The sequence below is a fragment of the Paenibacillus sp. FSL E2-0151 genome (assembly GCF_037993015.1).
GTDB classification, from domain to species: Bacteria; Bacillota; Bacilli; order Paenibacillales; family Paenibacillaceae; genus Paenibacillus; species Paenibacillus amylolyticus.
In genome coordinates this window covers 1,975,811-1,998,063 of sequence record NZ_CP150308.1, presented here as the reverse complement: position 1 = coordinate 1,998,063, position 22,253 = coordinate 1,975,811, and the positions used below count along the sequence as shown (strand labels likewise).

The 22,253-nt window shown below is 47.2% G+C and carries 27 protein-coding genes; 6 read left to right on the top strand and 21 right to left on the bottom strand.

The window, feature by feature from the left end; genetic code table 11:
• Positions 1 to 39 precede the first annotated feature (39 nt).
• Positions 40 to 969, top strand: coding sequence for a type I pantothenate kinase (gene coaA / locus MHI55_RS09365; RefSeq protein WP_076252475.1), 930 nt, complete (start codon positions 40 to 42; stop codon positions 967 to 969).
• 64 nt (positions 970 to 1,033) lie between these two features.
• Positions 1,034 to 1,396, top strand: coding sequence for a DUF423 domain-containing protein (locus tag MHI55_RS09360; protein WP_076252477.1), 363 nt, complete (start codon positions 1,034 to 1,036; stop codon positions 1,394 to 1,396).
• A 69-nt stretch (positions 1,397 to 1,465) separates the two neighbouring features.
• On the opposite strand, the gene MHI55_RS09355 is transcribed toward MHI55_RS09360, so the two are convergent.
• The 17 genes from MHI55_RS09355 to MHI55_RS09275 form a co-directional block, all read right to left on the bottom strand.
• Entirely contained in the window at positions 1,466 to 2,017 is a 552-nt protein-coding gene (locus MHI55_RS09355; protein WP_076252479.1) for a histidine phosphatase family protein, read from the bottom strand.
• Between the two features lie 24 nt (positions 2,018 to 2,041).
• A complete protein-coding gene (gene murI / locus MHI55_RS09350) occupies positions 2,042 to 2,824 on the bottom strand; it encodes a glutamate racemase (RefSeq protein WP_076252481.1) in 783 nt (260 codons plus the stop codon).
• A gap of 247 nt (positions 2,825 to 3,071) precedes the next feature.
• Positions 3,072 to 3,458, bottom strand: coding sequence for a hypothetical protein (locus MHI55_RS09345; protein ID WP_076252483.1), 387 nt, complete (start codon positions 3,456 to 3,458; stop codon positions 3,072 to 3,074).
• Positions 3,459 to 3,525: 67 nt separating this feature from the next.
• Complete coding sequence (locus MHI55_RS09340) at positions 3,526 to 3,744, bottom strand: hypothetical protein (protein WP_076252485.1); 219 nt, start codon at positions 3,742 to 3,744, stop codon at positions 3,526 to 3,528.
• Positions 3,744 to 4,460, bottom strand: a complete 717-nt coding sequence (locus MHI55_RS09335) for a GNAT family N-acetyltransferase (protein ID WP_340389822.1) — start codon at positions 4,458 to 4,460, stop codon at positions 3,744 to 3,746. The genes MHI55_RS09340 and MHI55_RS09335 overlap by 1 nt, the downstream gene beginning before the upstream one ends.
• Positions 4,461 to 4,462: 2 nt before the next feature.
• Positions 4,463 to 4,816 carry a hypothetical protein gene (locus MHI55_RS09330; RefSeq protein WP_340389820.1) on the bottom strand — a complete coding sequence of 118 codons (354 nt, stop codon included), beginning with the start codon at positions 4,814 to 4,816 and terminating at the stop codon, positions 4,463 to 4,465.
• Positions 4,817 to 4,922: 106 nt separating this feature from the next.
• On the bottom strand, positions 4,923 to 5,807 hold the full coding sequence (locus tag MHI55_RS09325) for a serine/threonine-protein kinase (protein WP_076252492.1): 885 nt from the start codon (positions 5,805 to 5,807) through the stop codon (positions 4,923 to 4,925).
• Positions 5,804 to 6,382 (bottom strand): GNAT family N-acetyltransferase, encoded by a 579-nt coding sequence (locus MHI55_RS09320; RefSeq protein WP_076252494.1) that lies wholly within the window; start codon positions 6,380 to 6,382, stop codon positions 5,804 to 5,806. Before MHI55_RS09320 ends, MHI55_RS09325 begins: the two co-directional genes overlap by 4 nt.
• Positions 6,379 to 6,960: a DJ-1/PfpI family protein gene (locus MHI55_RS09315; RefSeq protein ID WP_076252496.1), complete on the bottom strand. Its 582-nt coding sequence runs from the start codon at positions 6,958 to 6,960 to the stop codon at positions 6,379 to 6,381. Before MHI55_RS09315 ends, MHI55_RS09320 begins: the two co-directional genes overlap by 4 nt.
• A gap of 214 nt (positions 6,961 to 7,174) precedes the next feature.
• On the bottom strand, positions 7,175 to 8,095 hold the full coding sequence (locus MHI55_RS09310) for an SDR family oxidoreductase (RefSeq protein ID WP_256720080.1): 921 nt from the start codon (positions 8,093 to 8,095) through the stop codon (positions 7,175 to 7,177).
• A gap of 69 nt (positions 8,096 to 8,164) precedes the next feature.
• Positions 8,165 to 9,493: a F390 synthetase-related protein gene (locus tag MHI55_RS09305; protein WP_076252498.1), complete on the bottom strand. Its 1,329-nt coding sequence runs from the start codon at positions 9,491 to 9,493 to the stop codon at positions 8,165 to 8,167.
• Positions 9,490 to 10,350 carry an MBL fold metallo-hydrolase gene (locus tag MHI55_RS09300; protein WP_076252500.1) on the bottom strand — a complete coding sequence of 287 codons (861 nt, stop codon included), beginning with the start codon at positions 10,348 to 10,350 and terminating at the stop codon, positions 9,490 to 9,492. The genes MHI55_RS09305 and MHI55_RS09300 overlap by 4 nt, the downstream gene beginning before the upstream one ends.
• Complete coding sequence (locus MHI55_RS09295) at positions 10,344 to 11,342, bottom strand: NAD-dependent epimerase/dehydratase family protein (RefSeq protein WP_340389818.1); 999 nt, start codon at positions 11,340 to 11,342, stop codon at positions 10,344 to 10,346. Before MHI55_RS09295 ends, MHI55_RS09300 begins: the two co-directional genes overlap by 7 nt.
• Positions 11,339 to 12,631 (bottom strand): ATP-grasp domain-containing protein, encoded by a 1,293-nt coding sequence (locus MHI55_RS09290; protein ID WP_340389817.1) that lies wholly within the window; start codon positions 12,629 to 12,631, stop codon positions 11,339 to 11,341. The genes MHI55_RS09295 and MHI55_RS09290 overlap by 4 nt, the downstream gene beginning before the upstream one ends.
• A complete protein-coding gene (locus MHI55_RS09285) occupies positions 12,621 to 13,622 on the bottom strand; it encodes a beta-ketoacyl-ACP synthase III (RefSeq protein ID WP_340389814.1) in 1,002 nt (333 codons plus the stop codon). The genes MHI55_RS09290 and MHI55_RS09285 overlap by 11 nt, the downstream gene beginning before the upstream one ends.
• A 543-nt stretch (positions 13,623 to 14,165) precedes the next feature.
• Positions 14,166 to 15,056 (bottom strand): TIGR01777 family oxidoreductase, encoded by an 891-nt coding sequence (locus MHI55_RS09280; RefSeq protein WP_076252506.1) that lies wholly within the window; start codon positions 15,054 to 15,056, stop codon positions 14,166 to 14,168.
• A gap of 116 nt (positions 15,057 to 15,172) precedes the next feature.
• Positions 15,173 to 15,694 carry a hypothetical protein gene (locus MHI55_RS09275; RefSeq protein ID WP_076252508.1) on the bottom strand — a complete coding sequence of 174 codons (522 nt, stop codon included), beginning with the start codon at positions 15,692 to 15,694 and terminating at the stop codon, positions 15,173 to 15,175.
• 167 nt (positions 15,695 to 15,861) lie between these two features.
• On the opposite strand from MHI55_RS09275, the gene MHI55_RS09270 reads away from it, so the two are divergent.
• A complete protein-coding gene (locus MHI55_RS09270) occupies positions 15,862 to 16,236 on the top strand; it encodes a BlaI/MecI/CopY family transcriptional regulator (protein ID WP_017689706.1) in 375 nt (124 codons plus the stop codon).
• A gap of 6 nt (positions 16,237 to 16,242) precedes the next feature.
• Entirely contained in the window at positions 16,243 to 17,574 is a 1,332-nt protein-coding gene (locus tag MHI55_RS09265; RefSeq protein WP_340389813.1) for a M56 family metallopeptidase, read from the top strand.
• Positions 17,575 to 17,673: 99 nt separating this feature from the next.
• Here MHI55_RS09265 and MHI55_RS09260 read toward each other — a convergent pair whose 3' ends face one another.
• The 3 genes from MHI55_RS09260 to MHI55_RS09250 form a co-directional block, all read right to left on the bottom strand.
• A complete protein-coding gene (locus MHI55_RS09260) occupies positions 17,674 to 18,408 on the bottom strand; it encodes a YdcF family protein (RefSeq protein WP_083684630.1) in 735 nt (244 codons plus the stop codon).
• A 50-nt stretch (positions 18,409 to 18,458) separates the two neighbouring features.
• Positions 18,459 to 18,587, bottom strand: a complete 129-nt coding sequence (locus MHI55_RS09255) for a nucleotidyltransferase family protein (RefSeq protein WP_143781264.1) — start codon at positions 18,585 to 18,587, stop codon at positions 18,459 to 18,461.
• 214 nt (positions 18,588 to 18,801) lie between these two features.
• On the bottom strand, positions 18,802 to 19,647 hold the full coding sequence (locus MHI55_RS09250) for an AraC family transcriptional regulator (RefSeq protein ID WP_076252512.1): 846 nt from the start codon (positions 19,645 to 19,647) through the stop codon (positions 18,802 to 18,804).
• Between the two features lie 235 nt (positions 19,648 to 19,882).
• Here MHI55_RS09250 and MHI55_RS09245 point away from each other — a divergent pair, with 235 nt between their 5' ends.
• Positions 19,883 to 20,413: a TetR/AcrR family transcriptional regulator gene (locus MHI55_RS09245; protein ID WP_340389811.1), complete on the top strand. Its 531-nt coding sequence runs from the start codon at positions 19,883 to 19,885 to the stop codon at positions 20,411 to 20,413.
• Between the two features lie 88 nt (positions 20,414 to 20,501).
• A complete protein-coding gene (locus MHI55_RS09240; protein ID WP_340389809.1) occupies positions 20,502 to 21,608 on the top strand; it encodes an MFS transporter in 1,107 nt (368 codons plus the stop codon).
• 26 nt (positions 21,609 to 21,634) lie between these two features.
• Here MHI55_RS09240 and MHI55_RS09235 read toward each other — a convergent pair whose 3' ends face one another.
• The gene (locus MHI55_RS09235) at positions 21,635 to 22,243 is read right to left on the bottom strand and encodes a DUF1349 domain-containing protein (protein ID WP_340389807.1); all 609 of its coding nucleotides are present in this window, start codon (positions 22,241 to 22,243) and stop codon (positions 21,635 to 21,637) included.
• Positions 22,244 to 22,253: the final 10 nt, after the last annotated feature.

The window sequence follows — 22,253 nt, the reverse complement described above, 5'->3', positions numbered from 1 at the left end:
TGTGTCCACAATTATATTACATACAGAAAGCGGGATCTCATGAATTTATACTCTCCTTACATCGAGTTTAACCGCAAGGAATGGGCTGAACTTAAAGAACATCAGACCACTCTTCCACTGACGGAAGCCGAATTAGAACAGTTAAAGGGATTGAATGAAGAGGTATCGATTCAAGAAGTCGAAGATATATATTTGCCTCTTACCCACTTTATTGACCTATATGCAAGAGTTTCACGAGAGCTGAATCAACTGACGGCCTCCTTTATGAAAAAAGAAGCCCTCCCCACTCCCTACATCATTGGAATCGGGGGGAGTGTTGCCGTGGGCAAAAGTACAGCGGCCCGCTTACTACAGGCACTGCTCGCCAGAGGTAAGAATAGCCCGAAGGTTGACCTTGTCACAACCGACGGTTTCTTATATCCCAATGCGGTGCTGCAAGAGAAGGGCATCATGAACCGCAAGGGATTCCCGGAAAGTTATGATATCAAATCCCTGATTCACTTCATGGGTGATGTGAAATCTGGCAAACCCGAAGTGAAAGCACCCGTCTACTCTCACCTCGCCTACGATGTCATTCAAGGAGAAGAGAAGCAGATCTGTCAACCGGATATTCTCATTATTGAAGGTATCAATGTACTTCAGATCAAAAAGGAAACGCCTTTGCTGGTTAGTGATTTCTTCGATTTTTCCATCTACATTGATGCGGAAGAAGAGCATATACGACACTGGTACGTTGAGCGTTTTAAGCTACTCCGCAATACAGCGTTCCAGAACACAGATTCCTTTTTCCATCAACGATTCGCCAATATCGATGAAGAAGAAACCGTACGTACGGCCAACCAGATCTGGCAAGATATCAATGCCAAAAACCTGCATGAAAACATTTTGCCAACCAAAGGACGTGCCAGACTGATTCTGAAAAAGGAAGCCGATCACTCCATTGGGCAGATTCAATTGCGCAAACTGTAGACAACACTCGTGCAGTACACTTTGATGTTATATCTAATTACCCTTAAAAGGAGAGAAAAACACATTGCAAACCCTGATTATACTCGGCAGTATTATGATGTTCCTGGCTGTTGCATTGGGTGCTTTTGGCGCACACGCGCTCAAGCGCAAACTATCCGCTGACATGATCAAAATCTATGAAACCGGTGTTCAATATCACCTCATCCATGGACTTGGGATCATCCTGATCGGACTGCTGGCAGACCGCCTTGAATCCTCTTCGCTCGTCATGCTTGCCGGGTGGCTGATGTTCGCCGGAATCATCCTGTTCTCTGGCAGCCTGTACGTTTTAAGTGTTACGGGTGTTCGCAAATTGGGAGCCATTACCCCACTTGGCGGAGTCGCATTTTTGGCTGGATGGGTTATGATCATGATTGCCGCATTGTAAACTTGCCCCGTGGATAAACGAAAAGAGTGTTCTGGCTGATATAATATCGCTGGAGCACTCTTTTGCTGTTTAATCTGTCCACATTCTTCGAATGGTGGACAGCCCTGCATCCGGTCGTTGTCTCTCCAGCACATACACATCCGGGTTAGACAGTTTGCTCCACTCTTCATAACCAAAGGATGGTTCATACTCACGAATAAGCAGTGATAACAAGTTTCCATGTGTAACCACGGCCGCGTGCTGTTCCGGTCTGCTCCACAACTCTTCCAGTAGTGCCAGCCCCCTTGCAGCCGCGTTTCTCGAAGATTCCCCGCCTTCTTCCACCCAATCCACATCATCGTATGTACGTTTCAGTACATCCATCCAGTTAGACAGATCAAGAGAGCTAAGTATCCTCTCCTGGAGACGTTCATCCGTATGTATATGTTGCAGCGTTGCTATGCCCAGTGGCATAGCCGTCTGAACAGCCCTTTTCCATGGACTGGAGACAATATACGTTATGGAATGATGAGCCAAGATATCTGCAAGTTTTTCAGCCTGCCTGATCCCTTCATCTGTAAGCTCTGCATGGGGTTCCTGCCCTGTGGCCTTGGCGTGACGGATAAGATAAATCGACTGCATAGCTATCACCTCCTATGGTGTAACTTACTTGGAGTTCATCTCAAGATATTGAAGTGCACTGTACATCTTCTCCTGCTCTTCCAGTCGGCCTGATGAACTGAGGAAAGTGACTTCTTTCCCTGTTCTGTCTCCATGTTGAGCCACCAGTCCAAGCTGCTGCTTCAGATGGTTCACCGTGCCTGTACTGCCATCAATAATCTGTATATGATCGGGCAGAACCGTGCGCAGAATGGACGTATAGAATGGATAATGCGTGCAACCAAGCACCACTGTGCCATACCCATGAAGATCGAGATCTGCCAGCTTCAACCTGAAATAATCAGCGATTTTGTCCGGTTCAAAATGTAGTTGTTCACACCACTCCACAAGTTCCGGCAGCGCAATGGAATCCACACTGTGGTGATCATCAACACGCGATACCAGTTCGTTATACTTGGTTTGGCTCAAGGTGAGGGCCGTGGCAAATACAAGCACTCTCTTTCCACTATCACGATTCATCTCCACGGCTGGTTTCACCGCAGGCTCCATGCCAATGATCGGGATATCGTACTTGGCGCGCAGATCCTTCACAGCCAGACTTGTTGCTGTATTACAAGCAATCACTATTGCTTGAACATCCTCCTGAACGATGGCTTCCACACAATCAAAAATATGTCCTCTAACCTCATCCGCAGATTTGGTTCCATAAGGGACATGCAAAGTATCCGCATAATACAGAAATTGTTCTTCCGGAAACTGTTGTAATGCCTTATGCAAAACGGTTAAACCACCGATGCCTGAATCAAAAAAAGCAATTTTCTTTTTCAAGGATTTCACCTCTATAATGTATTCTTTCGGGTTCCAAGAACCTCTCAATGCTGCTCATGCTGACTGGAGGTGAGGTTTGTACTTCCGGCTCATCACACACTACAGTGCTTGACGGCTTGCGGGAACCATTCCGGTTACGGATCGTTCTTCTAATCGGAGACAAAGGCGAACGCTATCGCTTCTTCAGAATCGATTCCGCCCCCTCTATTACTTCCGCTAAGTCAGGTACTATAGAGAAGATAAACCATTATTCTACGTTCATTTTATACTGCTTGAGCCAGTCCTTGCCACTATGCCACGCCTCTACAGGGTTATGCTCTCCGAGCAGTTCAGTACTTGCCTGAGCCATGATCCATTCCTTGAGACCATTATCCGGACTGGATTCGAGCTGCTGTAACAGGAAAGGCAGTCCTGCCTCACCCGTATTCAAGATGTCGTCGTAAGCCTCCCGGTTACCACCAATATAATCATTGGGATTACTGCTGGTCACGAGGACAGGGTCGCTAACCATCTGCTGCAACTTGCTTTCAATGGTTTCTGATAATGCTTGGTCTTCTGTCCGAGTCGAACATGCTACTACCGTCAAGGCTGTGCATACGGATAACAAACCCAGAATCAGTCTTCTGCTATTCACTGTGCCACTCCTTTCAACAATGAGTTAAAACAACAGATCCGGCTTTCATGCTCAAGCCCCCGGCCAACTACAGAACAAGTTCCCATTGTTCTTCGGTAAGCTCCTGACCTGACAACATCTGCTTGCGGACTTCCTTCACTTCAAAGCCCACAGATTGATATAATCTACGCGCGCCATTGGTGATAAATTCAGCAAAGCTATGATCATAATTATACTCGTTTCGATAAATTCGGATATGCGCTTCAATGACATACTTCAGATCCTTTTGTACGAAAGTGCGAATCATCAGACATCACAGTCCTTCCTCAAATCCACAGTTGTGATACTGAAATCCACACCGAACTGAATTAATCCGAGTTTACGGGCAACTTGCTGTGAAGCAAGATTATCCCAAGATGTACTGTAGATTGGCATGCGTCCACGCTCCTTGACATAATACTGCCAGCACTTTACTGTCTCCGCTGCATATCCATGTCCTCTATAACCGGGTGCCGTATACAGACTCGCTTCCGCCCCATGATCGGAAAACCTTGCGGAGCAACACACTGCCACAGCAGAATCCCCAATAACATAAGCGGCAACAGGGCTTTTTTCATATAAGTAGTCTGTTAATTCAGGGAAATGCTCTGCCAGCAAATAACGCTGCTCCTGACCAATCAACTGAACCTTCTGATTCCACTTGTAAGATATCTCAGGAAAAGCATAGGCGGGTCCCATCCACACACGGTTAACTGGCTCAAAGTTCTCCACCTTTCGAATCAGTTTCGGAATATCCAATGGAAGCTCGCAATCCTTCCCCAACTCATCCATTAGATCCGGCGGTAACTGCTCATGATAATAGATCAGTGAACCAGCAGAAGTCATGCCGATAAAAATGGCTGGAGCCTGCCCACCACCCGGCTCGTTGATGCTTAATAGACGCTGCTGCTCGTTAATCGTATATAAAGTACTCACCTGTATTTTCAACATTCCCATAGACGACAGGTTGGATTTTGGAACCATAACTATGAAGTTAACCTTCGCAATAATCGTTTGCCTACACTGCCTTTACCAGCTTCCTGCTGCTCCAGAAATTCGGATAATTGACGTAATTCTGCAGGTCGATATCCAGCCCCGCACCCGCAATTATGATAGGTAAAACCATGACGATACAGCATCATCACTTTGGTCCATTGTTTGGTATCATTTTGCTTGGGCGCCTGGAAATCCTGTCCCATGCTGACCATAGACTTGGCACATTGCGGGCATTTATATTCAAGTTGTGCCACCACCTCAGGGCTCAGGTCATGTCTGGAAACTTGTTTAAATGATTTGCGACAAATGAAACATGCATAGATGTCTTTATATGGTCCTGACAAGGCATATCTGCACATCATCTGCACCCCCTTAATAATTTCCATTATACGGGATTTCACACACATATACGAATGGATTTTGCATATTTGCGAAAATTCCACCCACTCACTATTGACCTTTAATCGCGGCTTGTTTCCAGGAGTCACCCAATTCCGCAATCGTTGCGTACCGCTCGGACCGATCATCGCTCACTGCACGTATCACAACCTGATACAACGCTTCTCCGGCATCCCATCTGGCATAGGAACGATCTTTCTCCCCGCCAAGCAAACCAAACGCCATTGCCCCCATATTGAATACATTGGTAACAGTATCTACGGGTGCACCTAGCTCAAACTCTTCGGGAGACATAAAGCGGGAAGATCCCCACATACGACCCATGGTATTGATAAAAGAGCCCTTCCGATACAAGTCGATATCACAAATTTTCATAAAGTTTCTGTCAAAATCATAGATCAGACTGCCATCATACAGATCTACAGCCACATAGCCTCTTCGTTCCACCTCGATATGAAAATCCAGAATCTGCTCCATTGCCTGAATACTTGTCTGCACTGGGAGTTGTCTGAACCGATAGTAGGGCGAACGCGGATCTTCATATTTGGCCGGAGGCGGAAAATACCAGTGGGAATGCAAACACTCCCCATCCACCCAATCGAATACACAGGCATACCCCTCATCCGTTGCAAAATGATCCGTTAGTCGAATCAACGTGTCATGCGCCAAATCTTCGTAAACGGAAACAGATGATTTCAGATTACGAATGGCTTCCGGGGGACTTCCCGTATGATTCGCATGAATTGTATGTGCTCCCGCATATTTAACGAACAATCGCTTTCCATCCTTTTGCACAATACCAAAAGAGAGATTCCCTGAATCCTGCTGATCGAATACGCGAAAGACCGTACCCAAGGGCTGTAACCAGTCGAAAGAATGAGACTCTTTTAAGACAAAGGAAACACCGTCGATCTCAAGTTCAAATTGATCTGTCATCGGACTCCTCCTGTGCTGGTATCTTCATTCAATGTTGAATGCTCCGTGTAAAAGTAATTCATATGCGCCTCATCATATCCCTGACCGTTGACTTCCAATGCGTTACGCTCGATGCCGAAAACTTCAAATCCATATCGCTCGTATAAACGTCGGGCTGATTCATTCGTTGTCACTACACTCAGATTAATCTGCTTGATGCCTTCCAGATGTCTTCCACGATCCAGCACCTCGCGGAGCAAGAGCGAAGCCAGCCCACTTCCCCGATATGGCGGAGCAACATAGACGCCCCAGATCATGCCTTTGTGCCTGAGCTTTAGGCCATATTCTCTTTTGAAACCCATCATTCCCGCCAAGGTTCCTTCTTCTGTGTATGCTCCCAGAATATAATCATCCGGTTCATTATGTATGCGCTCCTGCACTTCACTCATGGGGAGTTGAATGGACAACTCGAACGAAGCCCCGAAGGCTTCAGGATGTGTTTTCAGTGCTTCCAGTCGCAAAGGCCAGTAGATGTCTGCTTCATCCCGCTGAATATTGCGAATGATATAAGTCTCTTGCTTGCGATCTGCATTCATTCTTCGACCACTCCCTGCATCTCATAAGGATAATCGATCTGAAGTTTTACATTCGCTGCCGCTTCCTGTCCTGCAAGCAACCCAACAACATAAATCCCAAGGTCAATGGACGTGGCCACACCACCGGCAGTAATTACATTTCCATCTTTTACAATCCGCTTCTGAATCACCTCGGTGACATACGGCTCAAGCAAATTATATGCACGGGGATGTGTTGTTGCTTTTTTGCCGGATAAAAAACCAGCCGCACCCAGCAGCAGAGAGCCTGTGCACACCGAAACCTTCAAAGGCACAGACTCAGCCTGTTTCAGCCAACCTACAAAGGTCTCGTCATATCGAAGCTTGCGCGTTCCCATGCCTCCGGGGATAAACACGAGATCATATTCCGATAGGTCAGGCTTCACTCGATCCACCTTCAATGTTAGACCAGACTCATCCGTGACCTGGTCTGTCATGGCACAGGTTTCCCACGTCGTTCCTTTGGTAGGTTCAAAGAAATTCAACCGATTGATCACATCATAAAATCCTGCAAAATCAAGGAAAGTCAGTCCATCAAACAAAACGAATGCCATTTTCATTGGTAACCTCCGCGTTTTAATTTGGAGCATCCTGATTATGTTTCTGATTCCGATCCCGTTCCATTGCTTCCTTCACCCGGTCACGCGCTGGCAGCTTACTATTGATATGAAAGAGCAGACCCACAATCGCAAGAAGTAAAATAATGACGATAAATTCGAATATGGCTAATCTCTCCTTTTCGGAAAATACGCAATCGTGACTCGTACCTTATCTCTATTTTAATCCACGGGCGATGATCCACTCCAGCCACTTCCAGGGTAGCAGTACTTTACCTATGATGAGCACACGCGAACCTTTTCCGAGCGCATATCGAAGTCTTGGTGCACGCATCCGTGCAATTCGGCCAATCAGATCGGCTACCTCCTGTGGATCAGGTGCCGTCTCGCTCGCATGTTTGGAATAACGAAGAACCGCGTCCAGCTTATGCTTATACGGAGAGTCCTCGCTCCGGTGAATCTCACCCAAACCTTTATTCCAGATCGGTGTGCGATAAGAGCCAGGCTCAACTAATACCACCCGAACACCGAACAAAGACATCTCATGCCGTAAACTTTCCGTGAATCCTTCCACAGCGAATTTGGAGGCAGCATAGGGCGCATACCCTGGAAAACCGGACAACCCACTGACGCTGGACAAATTTATAATTAACCCCTGCTTCTGTTCACGCATCACAGGCAGGACCGCACGTGTCACAGCGATTAATCCAAATAGATTTGTTTCCATCTGGCGCCGCCAATCCTCCATTGACACTTCCTCAATGAACCCGCCCACCGCAAATCCCGCATTGTTCACCAGCATGTCGATTCGGCCATTATTATGAAGTACGGACCGCACAGCTTTCTGCACCGATTCAGCATCGGTCACGTCCAGTTGCACATATTGCAAACGTTCAGCTAACCCCGCCTGTTCAGCCAGTTTCACCAATTCTTCTCTTCGACTCAGATCACGCATTGTAGCAACAACAAGGTATCCCTGCTTGGCAAGGGTGATCGCGGTAAGCATACCGAAACCACTGGATGTACCCGTAATTAAGGCCACCGGAGCGTTAGTTCCTTCCTTCGTCTTTTTCACTACATCAGAACCTGCATTAATCCGTCCCTGTCCGGCTTCTGTTAAGTTTTCCTCTACTGTCACGGTGTGTCCTTCTTTCCTCGGTAAATTACTTACTTCCCGTTCCTACCTATACCGCACGGCCCCTGCTGCTTAATCCGCCACTCCATTATGCCGTCTCTCCACCCTGCGCAGCTTCGTAAGTCCCGGTTCAAACGTATACGGTACAAATCTGATCTCAGGTAAGGTGCATTCAAGCCGCTCTCCCAGCTTCATCAGTTCCAGCAGTACATTGGTCTCAACCTGAGCCATCACTGCGTTCCCGCCAAGTCGAAGGGATACCTCCATTGTTCCGTCCCCTTGCTGCACCACACGATAATGTTCAATATCCGGCGAAGCCGCAATGACCGAACGGGTAACGAAATCCGGAAAGACCGGTACCGCCTCACCCGTATGCATGTTTGAAAAATAAAGCGTGTCATCACAGCGGCCTTCAATCCGCTCAATGGCAGTAAACGGGGAACCACAGGCACATGGCAGCGCCGCCTCGGTCAGAATATCATTCAGCCGATACCGGATGATCGGCTGTGATGTTCTGGAGAAGTCCGTAATAATGGGCACGAACCGTCGGGTGGCGGGATCAATGAACTCTTTTTCAATATGCACGATATCTTCATTCAAATGCAGTGTGCCATAACGACAGGTTGCACCCAGGAACCCTTCTGTACACTGATAGACTTGATGAACGGTCTGTCCGAAGATCTTCTCCAACACCTTGCGATCCAGGGGGTCCAGCACCTCGGCAACAGAGATGATTTTATCCGGTACAGCAGTCAGATATCCTGCCACATACGCATCCGCCAACAGACGCAGCATGGATGGAGGAGCCACCCACACGGTAGGTTGGTAGGTTTCCAGCCGCTTAACCAAGGTCTCCACACGTTCCAGCAGATCAAAGTACTGAAACTGCAATTTTCCACGTTGCACCGATTCATACAGATTACTGTTGGCCCGCAGGAAAAACGCAATCTTCGCAGGTTTCCACAGTCCACCAGGCAGCAACTTGGCCAACACCGTACCCGTCCACGCATCCTGCTCCCGATCACTCACCAAAAATATCCCCCGGTTCCCTGACGTGCCCGAAGACAGTCCAACCGTCACACCTTGAATGGAAGGTTTGAAGTCACGTGTTTCTTCACTTTCACCTGCAAGAGCCAGCGCTTTGTCCTTGGTAATACCCACCGTGTTCAGTGTATCAAAATATTCCATCATGGTTGATTTGTCAATCAACGGAAAGCTTCTCCAGTCGGTTGCGTCCACGCCACCCCACCACTTCCGGTAAAACGGAGATCGGGCACGGATCTGATGAACATGCCGAATAATCCGGCGCTCTTGCCAGCGCTCAAGTTGTTCTCGTGTTTTCCATGTTCGCAGCCCACGTGCGAGTGCATAATGAACCACAATACGAAAGGTATTACTCATCGTTTCAGCCCTCCTGCACCCCAAGCGTCCAGTACATCTCGACAATGACTCGGCACAATCCGAATGTGGGGAGATTGCTGATGCAGCTGAACCAGCTTGTCAAAGTTACGATGGTATTCCTGTCGATTCGACATAATGATTCCAGCAAAAATATTCGGTCTGCGCTGTTCACGAAAAGCCCGACTCGACCATACCGCATCCGCACAGAGAAAATAGTCATGTTCTTCTGTACGCAACAGGAGTCCCATCATGCCTTCCGCATGACCGGATACATCCACCCCAAGCAGACTGCCATCACCAAAAATGTCGTAGACCTCATCAAAAGGGAAAGCTTCCCCCGCTCTTATCCATCGCTCAGGCTCACACGTAACTGGCAATGATCTGACTATAAAATCCTCGGGCAACAGCCCCGCAAGAAAACCTGCTTTTACAGCCGCAATCGGACCAAGTGAGCGCACAGCATCATAGGCTCTTGGCAGATAGATGAATTGTGCCTCTGGGAAATCTCGTACACCCGCAATATGATCGCCGTGAAAATGAGAGAGGATGATATACCGAATATCCGAAGCTTTCAGTCCAATTCGAGCCAAAAAATGAACGGCACTATCCTCTTCACGATAGACCACTGGTGTAATATGACGATACATTGCATTAGGCAAATGAGCCGTTTCCTCAAAAAAGCGGGAACTATATCCCGTATCCAACAGGATCGGTCCATGTACGGGATGAATGATGCAGGCAAATCCTGCCGGGAAATGTACTGGACTCAATCGACCACCACGCAGCGTCAGAAACTCTGGATGTGTACAGTAACCCGCCGCACCCAAATATAGTTTCACCGGAGTTGTTGTCAGCATGATTCAGCCCTCCACCAGTCTGCAAATTGTTGCAATCCCTCTTCAATGGACACCCGAGGGATGTATCCCAATTGCTCCCGTGCATCCGTAATATCCAATGTCTGTGGAATAGATAAGGAGCCGACTGTATACCGTGTCAATGCAGGTTCACCCATCGCAGGGATAAAGCCATGAACTCGCTCTAGCAACGCTGCCACACCATATGCCATCTGATAAGGAATGTTTCGACGACGCAAGGGCATATCCAGCATGCCAAACAGGCTGCTCACCAACTCACTGAACGCTCTCGGATCGCCATTGGAGATATTGTAAGCTCTGCCGAGTGCTTCTGCATCGACATCGCGGCACAACAACAAGGCATCCACCACATTATCCACACAGGTCAGATCGATTAACGCCTGTCCACCACCGATCATCGGCACGCCCGATTTTGCGTTTGCTGCGACAATTCTGGGAAATAACGTCTGATCATACGGACCAAAAATGGCTCGCGGTCGAATCATGATCGATGGAAGTCCCTTCGCATGCCCCTCCATTACAACCTGCTCAGCGAGAAGCTTCGTGGCTGCATAATGATTGGCTGGTTTGGATGGCAACGGATCATTCTCATGTACGTTATATCGCGGATTGTAATTAAAATATATACTCGGAGTTGAGACATGTATGAATCGCTGTACTTCATTATGCAGGCATACATCTACAAGATTCTGCGTCCCTTCCACATTGCTGCTATAAAAGTCACGATATCGGCCCCATGGCGAGGATAGAGCTGCACAGTGAAACACCACATCCTGTCCCGTACACGCTTCGTTTACTGTTGCCTGATCCCGTATATCTCCACTACTCAAGAATCGGATTCCTGCCAACTCAAGTTCTGCACCAACCTTTGGCTGTCGGCCCATCCCAGTGACTTCCCATCCCTCTTTGGCAAGCCGCATCGCGAGGTGCCTTCCCAGACATCCCGTAGCTCCTGTAACCAATGCTCTATTCATTGTTGTTCACCGTTCCATTCTATGTCATGAGTCAAAGCTTCAGTCAGCGAGCACTTCTGTGATCTTGCCAGACGCCATGCAGCTAGCAGCACTCCGAATTGTTCAAATACAGGCTGGATATCCTGCCCTACATAGACCACATCCCTGGTTCCACGCCACGCAGCTATCCATGCACGGAATTTCCCTTTGCCAAAGATCTGCTGTACTCCGCTTCCCAGCATGGGGAGCATGAGCATGGCTTTGCTGCCCCGTGCGGGCGTGATCATTTTTCTTTCTTTTACCAACGTCTCCGGTTCAGTTAGTGCACGCACCAAGTCATCTCCGGGGTGAAACAGATGAATCCCACTCGTTGCCCTCGGATTACACTCAATCGCGTACACTCGCCTGTCCTGACCTTCTATAAAATCAAACCCAATCTGTCCACTAAAACCCGTTGCCTCAAGAAATTGTCTAACCCACGCAAGGGCACCTTCATGTTCCACCTGTTCAAAAAAAACACTGGCTCCCACGCTTCCTGTACGATAGCGACTGTCGTAAGTGGCATGTGCAACCAGTTGCCCTTCATGCGCTATGCTGTATGTACATAACATCTGACCAGGAATGTAGGCCTGTGCAACCCAAGGTGAAATAGAGGATAATTCCGCGTCGTCCGGAGGGTCGTTACGGAAATGTCGACGTTTCTTTTCGCTTACGTTTCCTTGCTTATCCCTCCCTGCCCCAGCGTCATCGGTCATGAGTGTTGGCATGCGAACTTTGGATGCAAAGCGGGAATACACCGGTTTCCACACCCAATCTCCTACTTTTTCTATAACAGACTGGGCTTCCATCCATTCCTGCCGACTGTGGATCAGACGTGTATCCGGAACCGAAAGACCGAGTGACCTTGCAAGCTGGATAAATTCATATTTATGGTGCAACTCATGCAGCTGCTCCAAGGTTGTAACCAGAACACGGCAATATACACGCAGTCTGTCTGCCCCTTGAGCAACATAAAAGACTTCTTCACACATCGGAATCAACAGGTCGATCTGCCAATCCTGTGCCAACCGTTCCAGCTCTGCCAGATACGCACGTGTGTTATGACGCGGCGATGGGACCACAGCGCACTGTTCCACTGCACTGGATGATCTGGTCAGATGCCGTAAGGCACTCTCCGCAACATAGACCCGATGGCCTGCCCGATGAAGCATGCGTGCCAGATCCAGCGTTACGGGAGCCCTTCCGCCTGTAAGCAGCACACGGAGAGAAGCAACTGTACGATGTCTGGTTTCCCCAGATCTAGTAGTCAAAAATGAGTCCTCCCAATGATAATCCGGCAGCCGTGCCAATCATCAACACCCGATCACCACGCTGAATACGCTGTTGTCTAATCGCTTCATGCAGACCCATCGGGATCGATGCCGCAATCGTATTGCCGTGATTTCGTGTGATGTCCATAAACCGATCTTCAGCAATGCCAAGCTTCTTGCGAATCAGTCTCATCGCCATGGCACTTCCCTGATGGGGAATGATCAATTGGAAATCCTTCATTCGATTCCCGGTCGCCTGCAGCATATCACCAATGAATCCAGGCAAAAGTCTGGAAGCCATGCGGAAGATCGCCTGTCCATCCATATGAAAAAGGTAGGGTTCAGGCTGATCCGCCTTATAATTCGAAGCATGCAGCCGTGTACCTCCACCTGCAATCTCCGAGAAGCGAGCACCTCGGCTGTAGGTTTGAAGGGAAGCATGTACAATCTGAGAGGATGACCCTTCAGGCGAACGCTCAATAATAACAGCGGCCGCTCCATCTCCGAACAGGGCCGCACTTTCTTTATCCGACCAATTCAGTCCGGCTGAGGCAATCTCAGTGGCTACGAGCAGTACTCGCCGGTAACGTCCGGCATCTACCATATAGGAAATCACATCCAGTCCGTTCAGGAAACTTAGGCAGGTTGCATCCATATCAAAGGCAGGTACGCCCGAATCTTGCTGCCCCATGGCCTGCTGGATAAATACCGCCGTACTTGGCAACGGTTGTTCCTTCGTGCCACTGGTACACACCAGACAGTCGATATCACTGAATTGTAATCCTGCATCCACCAGTGCAGCTTCCGCAGCCCGCGCGCCCATGAAAGATGAGGTTTCTTCACCCGAAGCATAATGACGTACACCTACGCCTGTGGCTTTACTGACCCATCCGGCAGGCACGTCCAAGCGGCGATCCAGTTCCTCATCGGTGACTTCCTGTTCAGGCAGGTACTTCCCTGTTCCTGCGATCCTTACTCTTCTAAGTTGCATTTCCCCAACCTCTTTCTGTTCATCTGACTGATATAATATAAGCTCGTATTCAAAAAGACCGGTTTTCAGTACCGAGAAGATGGGATGAAGCTAGAAATGGAGTAGCGGAGCGTAGGCAAACTACGTGAGCAACCACAATGTTTCCAAAGGAAACATACTTCGTAAGCCTCCAGCTTATTTCGGCTGAATTCCATATTCGATGCTGATGATGCCGATAGGCATCCTTCGTAATCAAAAGCGGACTTTTTGAAAAACCTCTATAAGTTCAGCTAATTAGTATTTACACAGACACTGCGATGACAGAACAACTTTCCGATCGCTGTTATCCCCAGATTTTTTTGATTCCTTTTGTAAAATGGGGAAATCCGGGGATAAGCATATGCTTCCGATGCAGCTTTCTTTCAGAAAGCTTTTAGGCGACCGCTTCGCTTCTTCAAGTTATTTCTATCCTCTCCGTTATCGTGTAAATGTTTAGTTGAACATATATAACAAAAGGGCAGATGCCTCTGCCCTTCCTGTTGTGTTTTCTTTTGTTATGAAATGTCATTTCTTCTTATTCAAAATCTCGGCAAGAGCTGCATCTAGTGTACCGTATGTGAACGTGAAGCCTTCCCTCTCCATTCGCTCGGGAATCACCCAACGGCTTTTGAGAACCAGTTCCGTCTCGGTCTGAATGAAGCGTGCGCCCAGTTCAAGCATCCAGCGAGGAGAAGGTAGTCCAATCCGCGCCCCCATCTGTTCTCTCAGACGCGCCATTAGCTCCCGATTCGTCACCGGATGCGGAGAGGACGCATTGAACACACCATTCAAGTGTGGATGCTCTTGCAGATAAATTACCATGCGGAAGAGATCCTCGATATGAATCCAGCTGAACTGCTGTGTTCCTGCGCCTTGAGATCCTCCCAGTCCAAAACGGACGAGGTTCGTCATGGGCACCATCACGCCGCCCTCGCCCAGCACAATCGCAATCCGAAGTGCAATCTGACGCGTAGACGGCAGACTGAATTCGAAGAAAGCCTGTTCCCATGCCTTGGCAACGTCGACCGAGAATCCGGAGCCAATCTCGCCCTCTTTTTCCGTCATGGGACGATCTTCAGCATGTCTGTATATGGTCGCTGTACTCGAATTAATCCATAGTTCGGGAGGTTGATTACAAGCTAGGACGGCTTCCCCGAGAATGCGCGTTGTACGGGTTCTGGATTCCAGAATGACTTTGCGATTCTCATCCGTATAACGGCAGTTCACCGATTTACCTGCCAGGTTAATCAACATTTCTGCTTCTTCCAGTGCCCCTATAATTCCTGCACGATCCTCCCAGGCAATATGACCGGGCTGACGCGAGATAATTAACACCTCATACCCCAGCTTTCTGAATCTTTGGGCAAAATCCTGTCCAACAAATCCCGTTCCACCAGCTAATACAACCTTCTTCACGGTATCCCCTCATTTCCCATACTGGGTAAAGAATTCGCAAGATATAGATTGGAATGTTTCTATGCATGCAAAATACAGATATTAGATTAACACCGCCGGTGACCCGTTGGTTTGATTTATTTCGCACCAAGAGCTGCGTACAAGCGATCCCGCTCTTCGATAGCCCATGCGTTTGCAGGGTTTTGTTCCAGCTGATATCGGAGTTCATCATAAAAATCATGGATCATGAATCCATCTGGCAGATTGCCAAGCATGGCTGTAAAGTTGTACTCGGGCAGTGTTCTCTTTCCTTCACTGATCTGCTTCAGCCAGTCCATCCACTTTGCAAGAGTAAGCACTTCCTCCTGCCATAACTCAGCCTGTAACCCAAGCGCATCCTGAAGTTGCTCGTACGCCAATGGATCGGCGAAGACCCGGCAGGCCTGAACAGCCAGTTCGTACAACTCGGTCACTGCACGGCGTACCTCATGCTCAAGTTCGACCTCCAAGCCTCCCATGTAATCCTGAACCTGGATGCCCTGTCCATCATCATATAATAGTGGTGCCTGCGCCAACAGGCGTACAATCTCTTCCATCGCTTGCATTGAAATTCGCTTCTGCTCATAGAGAGCAGGTAATTGATATGCTGTAATGATCATTCACTCCTACATCGTTCTTCTATTAATGACCTATATTATAACATGGTTTGGCAATCATCTATCAGGATAACTTGACTATCCACTACAAGTTGTAGTAGTTTATACGTACTACGTAGTGTAGTAATACGATCGTTATGGACGCATAACGATGTTAAGGAGTGTTCACTGTGAACCAGATTCAAAAATTATCCGAAACAGAAATGGAGTTAATGGTTGTTATATGGTCATGCGCCCCACCGGTCACCTCCACAGAACTATTAGACATATTTGCTGAGAAGGGGAAAGCGTGGAAAGCGCAGACCATGTCTACCTTTCTGTCACGGTTGGTGGATAAAGGCGCTCTTACCGTCACGAGACGTGGACGGACCAATGATTATGAGCCTCTTCTGAAACCCGAAGATTACAAACTACAGGAAACGCAGCATGTTCTTGATGGACTGTATCAAGGTTCAGTCAAGAATTTGGTTTCGGCCATGTATGACGGTGACAAGCTTTCAGACGATGACATTTCAGAACTGAAAAAATGGCTTTCGGAAAAGTAGGTGCAGATGATGAATATCTTTTTTGAGATTCTGTGCAGCCTGACCGTGGCGGGAAGTATCGTTTCTGTTTGTATTTTGGCACTACGACTTATACCCGGTTCTGTCTTTCCGACCAAGTGGCTCTACAGACTCGGTAAACTGGCTATCTTGTTTTATCTGTTCCCGGTATCTCTTGGCCTTTCATGGCTTTTGGATATTGCATTCCAAACGACATCAACTATACCAGGTACGGAGAATGCAGCAGCTTCGGATGTACTTGCAGGAACGTTTATCCCGGAACAAACCATCTCGGTAACCACAGCCTGGTTCTTGTTATGCGTCTGGGGCATTGGAGTCATTGGTTTTTCTGCATGGCAGGTGTACTGTTATCGAAGATTTCTGAATGAATTATCTCGTACACGTACCCCAGTCCTCTGTCATAGTGAAGCAGCTGTACAGCTACCATTAATCAAAGAAGCTTTGGGTCTCAAACGTAATATCACGCTTGCTCACAGCACGCTAGTACGAAGCCCTATACTGGTTGGCTTGTTTAAACCCACGATATATCTGCCACCCGAAAATACGGTGAAAATGGACATCAGTATGGTAATTCATCATGAGTTGGTACATCTAAAACATAAAGATCTGTGGGTCAAAGCTTTGACCTTGGGGGTTAGTGCCCTGCACTGGTTCAATCCCCTGATTCATATGATTCGCAGGGACATTCATACCTGGAGCGAGTTGGCCTGTGATGAAGATGTGGTGAAAGAGATGTCCCACGAAGAACGCAGACGATATGGTGAGACAATTTTAAATGTGATGGCGGGAACCAAGAAAATGCCTGCTCAATTTTGTTCGTCCCTATCGGGTGAAGGCAAACAATTAAAAAGGAGATTGATGATTATGTTTAATGTAAAGAAACTGAAAAAGAAACATTGGATGTTAAGTATGGGAGCCCTCCTGCTTATTACAGGTGTAAGTACGTCCACCGCCGTATGGGCATCAAACCACACGGTTAAAGTGGAGGCTGAGGCTTCTGAAGCTGTGACTGTTCCTTCTACGGGTGGATCTTCTGAAATCGTAGCTTCTCCCAACAAGGTTGGAATTTCCGAAGCTGTAACTGCTCCTTCTACTTCCGAAACTCCTGAGATCGTGGCTCTCCCTGAGGATGAAGTTTCCGAAGCTGTGCCAGTTCCGTCTGCTACTGTACCTTCTACTACTGTTCCATCTACTACTGAACCTTCTGAGGCTAAAGTTGTAGAATCAGCCACTGTTCCTTTTACTGGTGAATCTCCTGAAATGGTAGCTCTCCCTGGGGATAAGGTTTCAGTAACTGTACCTGCTCCTTCAGAAAAATAACCTATCGTTAAGGAGCAATAGCCATCCTTATATGCAACAGGACGAAGCATAGATCATAGATCTCCGCTTCGTCCTGTTTGCTTTTTTCTGTCATGTGCATTAGATAAATGTTTTGATCGTAGCAAAATATTCACGGATCATGTTGACGGGTTTCAGATAACCCGGTGACGGGGCCGATATGCCGTATTCTGCTGCATAACCGTTCTTGACAGCGATGTATTTGGAACGGAACATATGATAGTCACTGGTGACAATCATGATCTCAGGGTGCTCTAACCCGGATTCAAGAATGATTCTTTTGGAAAAGGCCAAATTCTCCTGTGTACTTGTGGAGCGATCTTCCATAATGACTTGGACGGGGTTAATCCCCTGTTCAATTAGATAGTTTTTCATGGCGAGCGCTTCAGGAATGGATTCTCCAGGTCCCTGCCCACCCGATACAATGACGGGTGTCTGAGGGTGGCTGCGAATGTAGTCCAAACTTGCATCCAACCTTTGTTTCAGGGTCAATGACAATTCCGTTCCACGGATGCCTGAACCCAGAATAATGACATAGTCTGCCTCATCCGGATCATTCGCACCGAGCTGTGTGAATACAAGGGCTTCGATAATGACAAAAGAGACGGCAGCCACGCTAATTCCGGTAAGGATAATCCGTTTCAGAATAACATGCTTCTGATAGTCAATCCGTCTTAGAACGATAAAAGCCACCGTGATCATTCCGAAAAACATGACTGGGAATCTTTGGCCCCAGAAGGCCAGGAACGCCACAAAACATGCCAACAGGACAAGATCAATGATCAGTCCATTTTTTTGTAAGAACTTTTTTATCAAATCCGTAGACACTCCTTCTTGTACCCACTATTCCGCAAATCACTTATTATTCAATAATTACGAATATATCCTGCACCTATGTAACTTTGAGGCAAATGGAGACTACGAACTCTCCGCAGGTCACGCATTAATTGCTCGTGTTGGATGATCGTCTGAATGAATGGGTTCTCATATAACATATCTGCCTCCTGCGGTTTACCTCGTTGTCCTCTTATTGCTGTTAACCTTCGTTCCAATATATCATGTTTACCTATCCGCAATAAAATGAACAACGCTTGAACATCCTCTGTACAACTTCGAATCTCTGATTAATCACAACCAAATAACCCATAAACAGCTTCGGTTATCCGAATGTTTATGGGCTACAATGATCGAGTTTGAAACGGTTAAAATTTATTTAATCGGTATCCAGATTTGTGGCGGTTGATTGGGCCCCGGATATACTTCCAGCTCCGGCATATATGCGTGCTCATACGGGTTGGATGGAAACCATTCCGAAATAATCCGTTTCCATAGAAGCTGCATACTCTCCGGCATCGGGCCTTCTACTTCAAATACACTCCATTTGGAAGCAGGCATAGTGAAGCTTGATAATCCTTCCGGTACTTCACCATCGTAAGTCGTAGCAATCCAGTATTGCATCTGTTTTTCCTGGATTTCGCTCTGATCCACAACGACGCCAAGTAACCCTGGAATATCCCTGTTGTTCAGTTCAAATAAACGATCCTCTGTACCGCTCGTCCACGCTTCCTGCCACATCTTTCCGATTCCTTGCAGATGTTCTCCATCTGCATATGAGAAAGTCTGCTCTACTCCGACCAACGTAAATTCGGGATGTTCAACGATTTTATATTTCATCGGTTCTGCTCCTTTTAGACTCACTTGAATCACCAGACGATTATACGATTGGATAGCGTTACCATTCTTACGAGCCTCACTGGGTGCGATCCCATGTTGTCTACGAAATGCTTTGGAGAAAGATTCCGGTGTGTCATAACCGTATTTAAACGCCAGATCAATGATTTTGTGATCACTTTGTAGAAGCTCATGTGCCGCCAGTGTCAATCGTCTGCGTTTTAGGTACTCGGCTACAGTAACATCCGTTAATAAGGCAAAGGTACGTTGAAAATGAAAAGGAGAGATATGGACCTGTGCTGCAATCTGCTCCATCGTCATATTTTCGAGCAAGTGGTCTTCCATATATTGAATAGCGACCTGTAATGCGTTGATCCAGTTCATGTAATAATCACTCCTTGATGTCTAATATAACGGATAAACCACCCAAAAACCTGTCATGTTGTGCTCTCATATGTCCGGTTAATGTGCAAAGACGTTGTTCATATAACGCCCTGCCCAGGCTTTGAACTAACCAAAGAAAAGGGGAGTCACAACATTTGACAATGTCTACGAATTATTATAGCCTACAAGTATAATGATCGTTCTATCTTATTTTGAAGGGAGAGTATCATTGAATATGAGCAGCAAAAAAGAAATGCTTTTGAACGTGGCTGAAGAATTATTCTACCTCCATGGCTTCCATTCCATCGGTTTGAAGCGGATTATCACGGATGCCGGGATTGCGATTATGACGCTATACAATCACTTTGAGTCCAAGGATGATCTCATTGTCCAGGTACTCTTGCGACGCGAACAGCGTTATTTAGAACAGCTCAGGCAATATGCAGACAATAAAGCACAACCTATGTTTCTCAATCTGGCTGAAGGACATGCAACCTGGTTGAAGGAACACGAATCACGAGGTTGCTTATTTTTACGCGCCAAAGAAGAATTCGGAGGTCATACAGACCATATCATCGTCCAGACAGTAAATGCGCACAAAAGACATATGCGAACTTTAATTCAAACATTGGCGCCTGTTGCAAGTGATCGAGATCTATTGCAATTCTCCCTGCTGCTGGAGGGTTCCACGGCACTTGCTGAGACAGAAAATGTAAATAACGTCTGCCGTGAACTGATCCATATGACGCAGAACAGTTTCAAGTAATGTTATTCCGGGTGAGTTAGTAGTTCAACTCACTTTTTTATTTAATAAGAAATATAATGATCGTTCTATCTAAAAGGCGGTGGATTTAATGAAAAAAATTATCTTTCCAGGCATTGCACTAATCGCTGTATGTTATGCATTCGGGCGATTCAGTTATGGACTGTTTATGCCGGAAATTTCGGAAGCCTTACAATTGAACGATGCAGCCTCTGGTGCAATTAACTCAGGAACGTATATTGCCTACTGTCTGTCCCTTCTAACTGCACCACTGTTGATTAATCGCAAGGGACATCATTATGTCATTCAATTGGCAGGGATTAGCGCAGTGCTCGGATTAACCGGCATCGCCCTGGCTCAGAATGCATGGGTTCTTACATTTAGTATATTTCTCGCCGGTTTGAGTACAGGCTGGGCCTCTCCAGCACTCGGTAACACGGTTAATGCCGAGCTTGCACCCGATTTGCAAGCAACAGGCAATAGCTGGATTAACACCGGAACCAGCTTCGGAATTATTATATCCGGTCCACTCTACTGGTTGTTCACGGATTACTGGCGTCTAACCTACATCCTGTTTGCTGTAATCGGTGTTGTGGTTCTGCTGTGGAACAGACGTGTTATTCCACCTACGAAGACACTGCCTTGTACCAAATCCATCTGGACATGTATGAAACCAACCAGAGCGGGTTCTGCTTTGCTGATGGCTTGTCTGTTAACAGGTGTTAGTTCAGCGATCTACTGGACCTTTGCCCGCAACTTCCTCACAGACGAGAAAGGGGCCTCCGATTCGGAAGCCGTGTTGTTCTGGATTGTGATGGGGGTTATGGGGATACTCGGTGGATGCGCTGGCCGCATTATTGAACGGTTCGAGATTGGGTGGTCCTACCGAATAGGCATACTGTTATTGGCTATCTCACTGGGGGTAATCCTTCTTCCATCCATGACTGCCAGTCTCATCTCTGCGATCATATTTGGCAGCACGTATATTTTCCTGACCAGTGTATTTATCGTTTGGGCGACGAGACTATTCAGTCCAAATGTGTCCATCGGAATTAGCCTTGCCTTTCTCGCGCTGGGTGTTGGGCAATTTCTTGGCTCATCCATGGCAGGGTATACGATCGAAGTGTTTTCCAATACAACGGCATTTCTGGCCTTTGCTGTGCTTGGCTTGTTTGGATTGTTAATTCGGGTGAAATAAATGTCAGAACAACCTTCTGATTACTGTTATTTTACCCGGCGAACACTTCCGGTCACTCCATGTTGAAGCTGTACATTTGTAAAAGTAACCGTGGTCCCTTTCCCAATGGGGGATTGGGCCACAATGCCAACTTTGATCTCCTCCGGGCAGTCGAGTCCGAAATAACGAACGAGCTTCCACTTCTCTCCATCCTGAGAATAATGGAAAGCAAAGCTGTTGCCTGCCCGAGCTACACGTAAATAAGGCTTGCTAACCTCGACAGGTGCTGATACACAATCATCCGAGTTACCACGAGTAACAACACTAAGAATAGACGGCTGTTCTTCAAAATATTCAAAGCATACTTTAGCCCAATTCGTATCGTTCACCCTCACCATCAGGCAGCCGGAGTCATATTGTTCTTTCATGTCCACCTCTACTTGAGTCGTGATGCTGAAATCTCCCTTGACTATCGTATGTAAAAATGGAGCTGAAGCTTTCACCGGCTCACCTCCCGGATCAATGAAAAAGTCACTGATTGGCGAAACGGTTATCGTTACTTTGCCGTCTTCAATGGACCAATCTGCTGGCTCGTTCAGCCATCCCAGGTTGGCAGATAATGTTTGACCTGAACATTGTTTGAATAGATTCGTCATGTGGCACACC

What these genes read in the sequence shown, in the direction of transcription:
- coaA (WP_076252475.1), top strand. Translation starts at nt 40, where the DNA reads ATGAATTTATACTCTCCTTACATCGAGTTTAACCGCAAGGAATGGGCT.
- MHI55_RS09355 (WP_076252479.1), bottom strand. Translation starts at nt 2,017, where the DNA reads ATGCAGTCGATTTATCTTATCCGTCACGCCAAGGCCACAGGGCAGGAA.
- MHI55_RS09340 (WP_076252485.1), bottom strand. Translation starts at nt 3,744, where the DNA reads ATGATTCGCACTTTCGTACAAAAGGATCTGAAGTATGTCATTGAAGCG.
- MHI55_RS09335 (WP_340389822.1), bottom strand. Translation starts at nt 4,460, where the DNA reads ATGGTTCCAAAATCCAACCTGTCGTCTATGGGAATGTTGAAAATACAG.
- MHI55_RS09325 (WP_076252492.1), bottom strand. Translation starts at nt 5,807, where the DNA reads ATGACAGATCAATTTGAACTTGAGATCGACGGTGTTTCCTTTGTCTTA.
- MHI55_RS09320 (WP_076252494.1), bottom strand. Translation starts at nt 6,382, where the DNA reads ATGAATGCAGATCGCAAGCAAGAGACTTATATCATTCGCAATATTCAG.
- MHI55_RS09315 (WP_076252496.1), bottom strand. Translation starts at nt 6,960, where the DNA reads ATGAAAATGGCATTCGTTTTGTTTGATGGACTGACTTTCCTTGATTTT.
- MHI55_RS09305 (WP_076252498.1), bottom strand. Translation starts at nt 9,493, where the DNA reads ATGAGTAATACCTTTCGTATTGTGGTTCATTATGCACTCGCACGTGGG.
- MHI55_RS09300 (WP_076252500.1), bottom strand. Translation starts at nt 10,350, where the DNA reads ATGCTGACAACAACTCCGGTGAAACTATATTTGGGTGCGGCGGGTTAC.
- MHI55_RS09295 (WP_340389818.1), bottom strand. Translation starts at nt 11,342, where the DNA reads ATGAATAGAGCATTGGTTACAGGAGCTACGGGATGTCTGGGAAGGCAC.
- MHI55_RS09285 (WP_340389814.1), bottom strand. Translation starts at nt 13,622, where the DNA reads ATGCAACTTAGAAGAGTAAGGATCGCAGGAACAGGGAAGTACCTGCCT.
- MHI55_RS09275 (WP_076252508.1), bottom strand. Translation starts at nt 15,694, where the DNA reads ATGATCATTACAGCATATCAATTACCTGCTCTCTATGAGCAGAAGCGA.
- MHI55_RS09265 (WP_340389813.1), top strand. Translation starts at nt 16,243, where the DNA reads ATGATGAATATCTTTTTTGAGATTCTGTGCAGCCTGACCGTGGCGGGA.
- MHI55_RS09255 (WP_143781264.1), bottom strand. Translation starts at nt 18,587, where the DNA reads ATGTTATATGAGAACCCATTCATTCAGACGATCATCCAACACGAGCAA.
- MHI55_RS09250 (WP_076252512.1), bottom strand. Translation starts at nt 19,647, where the DNA reads ATGAACTGGATCAACGCATTACAGGTCGCTATTCAATATATGGAAGAC.
- MHI55_RS09245 (WP_340389811.1), top strand. Translation starts at nt 19,883, where the DNA reads ATGAGCAGCAAAAAAGAAATGCTTTTGAACGTGGCTGAAGAATTATTC.
- MHI55_RS09240 (WP_340389809.1), top strand. Translation starts at nt 20,502, where the DNA reads ATGAAAAAAATTATCTTTCCAGGCATTGCACTAATCGCTGTATGTTAT.
- MHI55_RS09235 (WP_340389807.1), bottom strand. Translation starts at nt 22,243, where the DNA reads ATGACGAATCTATTCAAACAATGTTCAGGTCAAACATTATCTGCCAAC.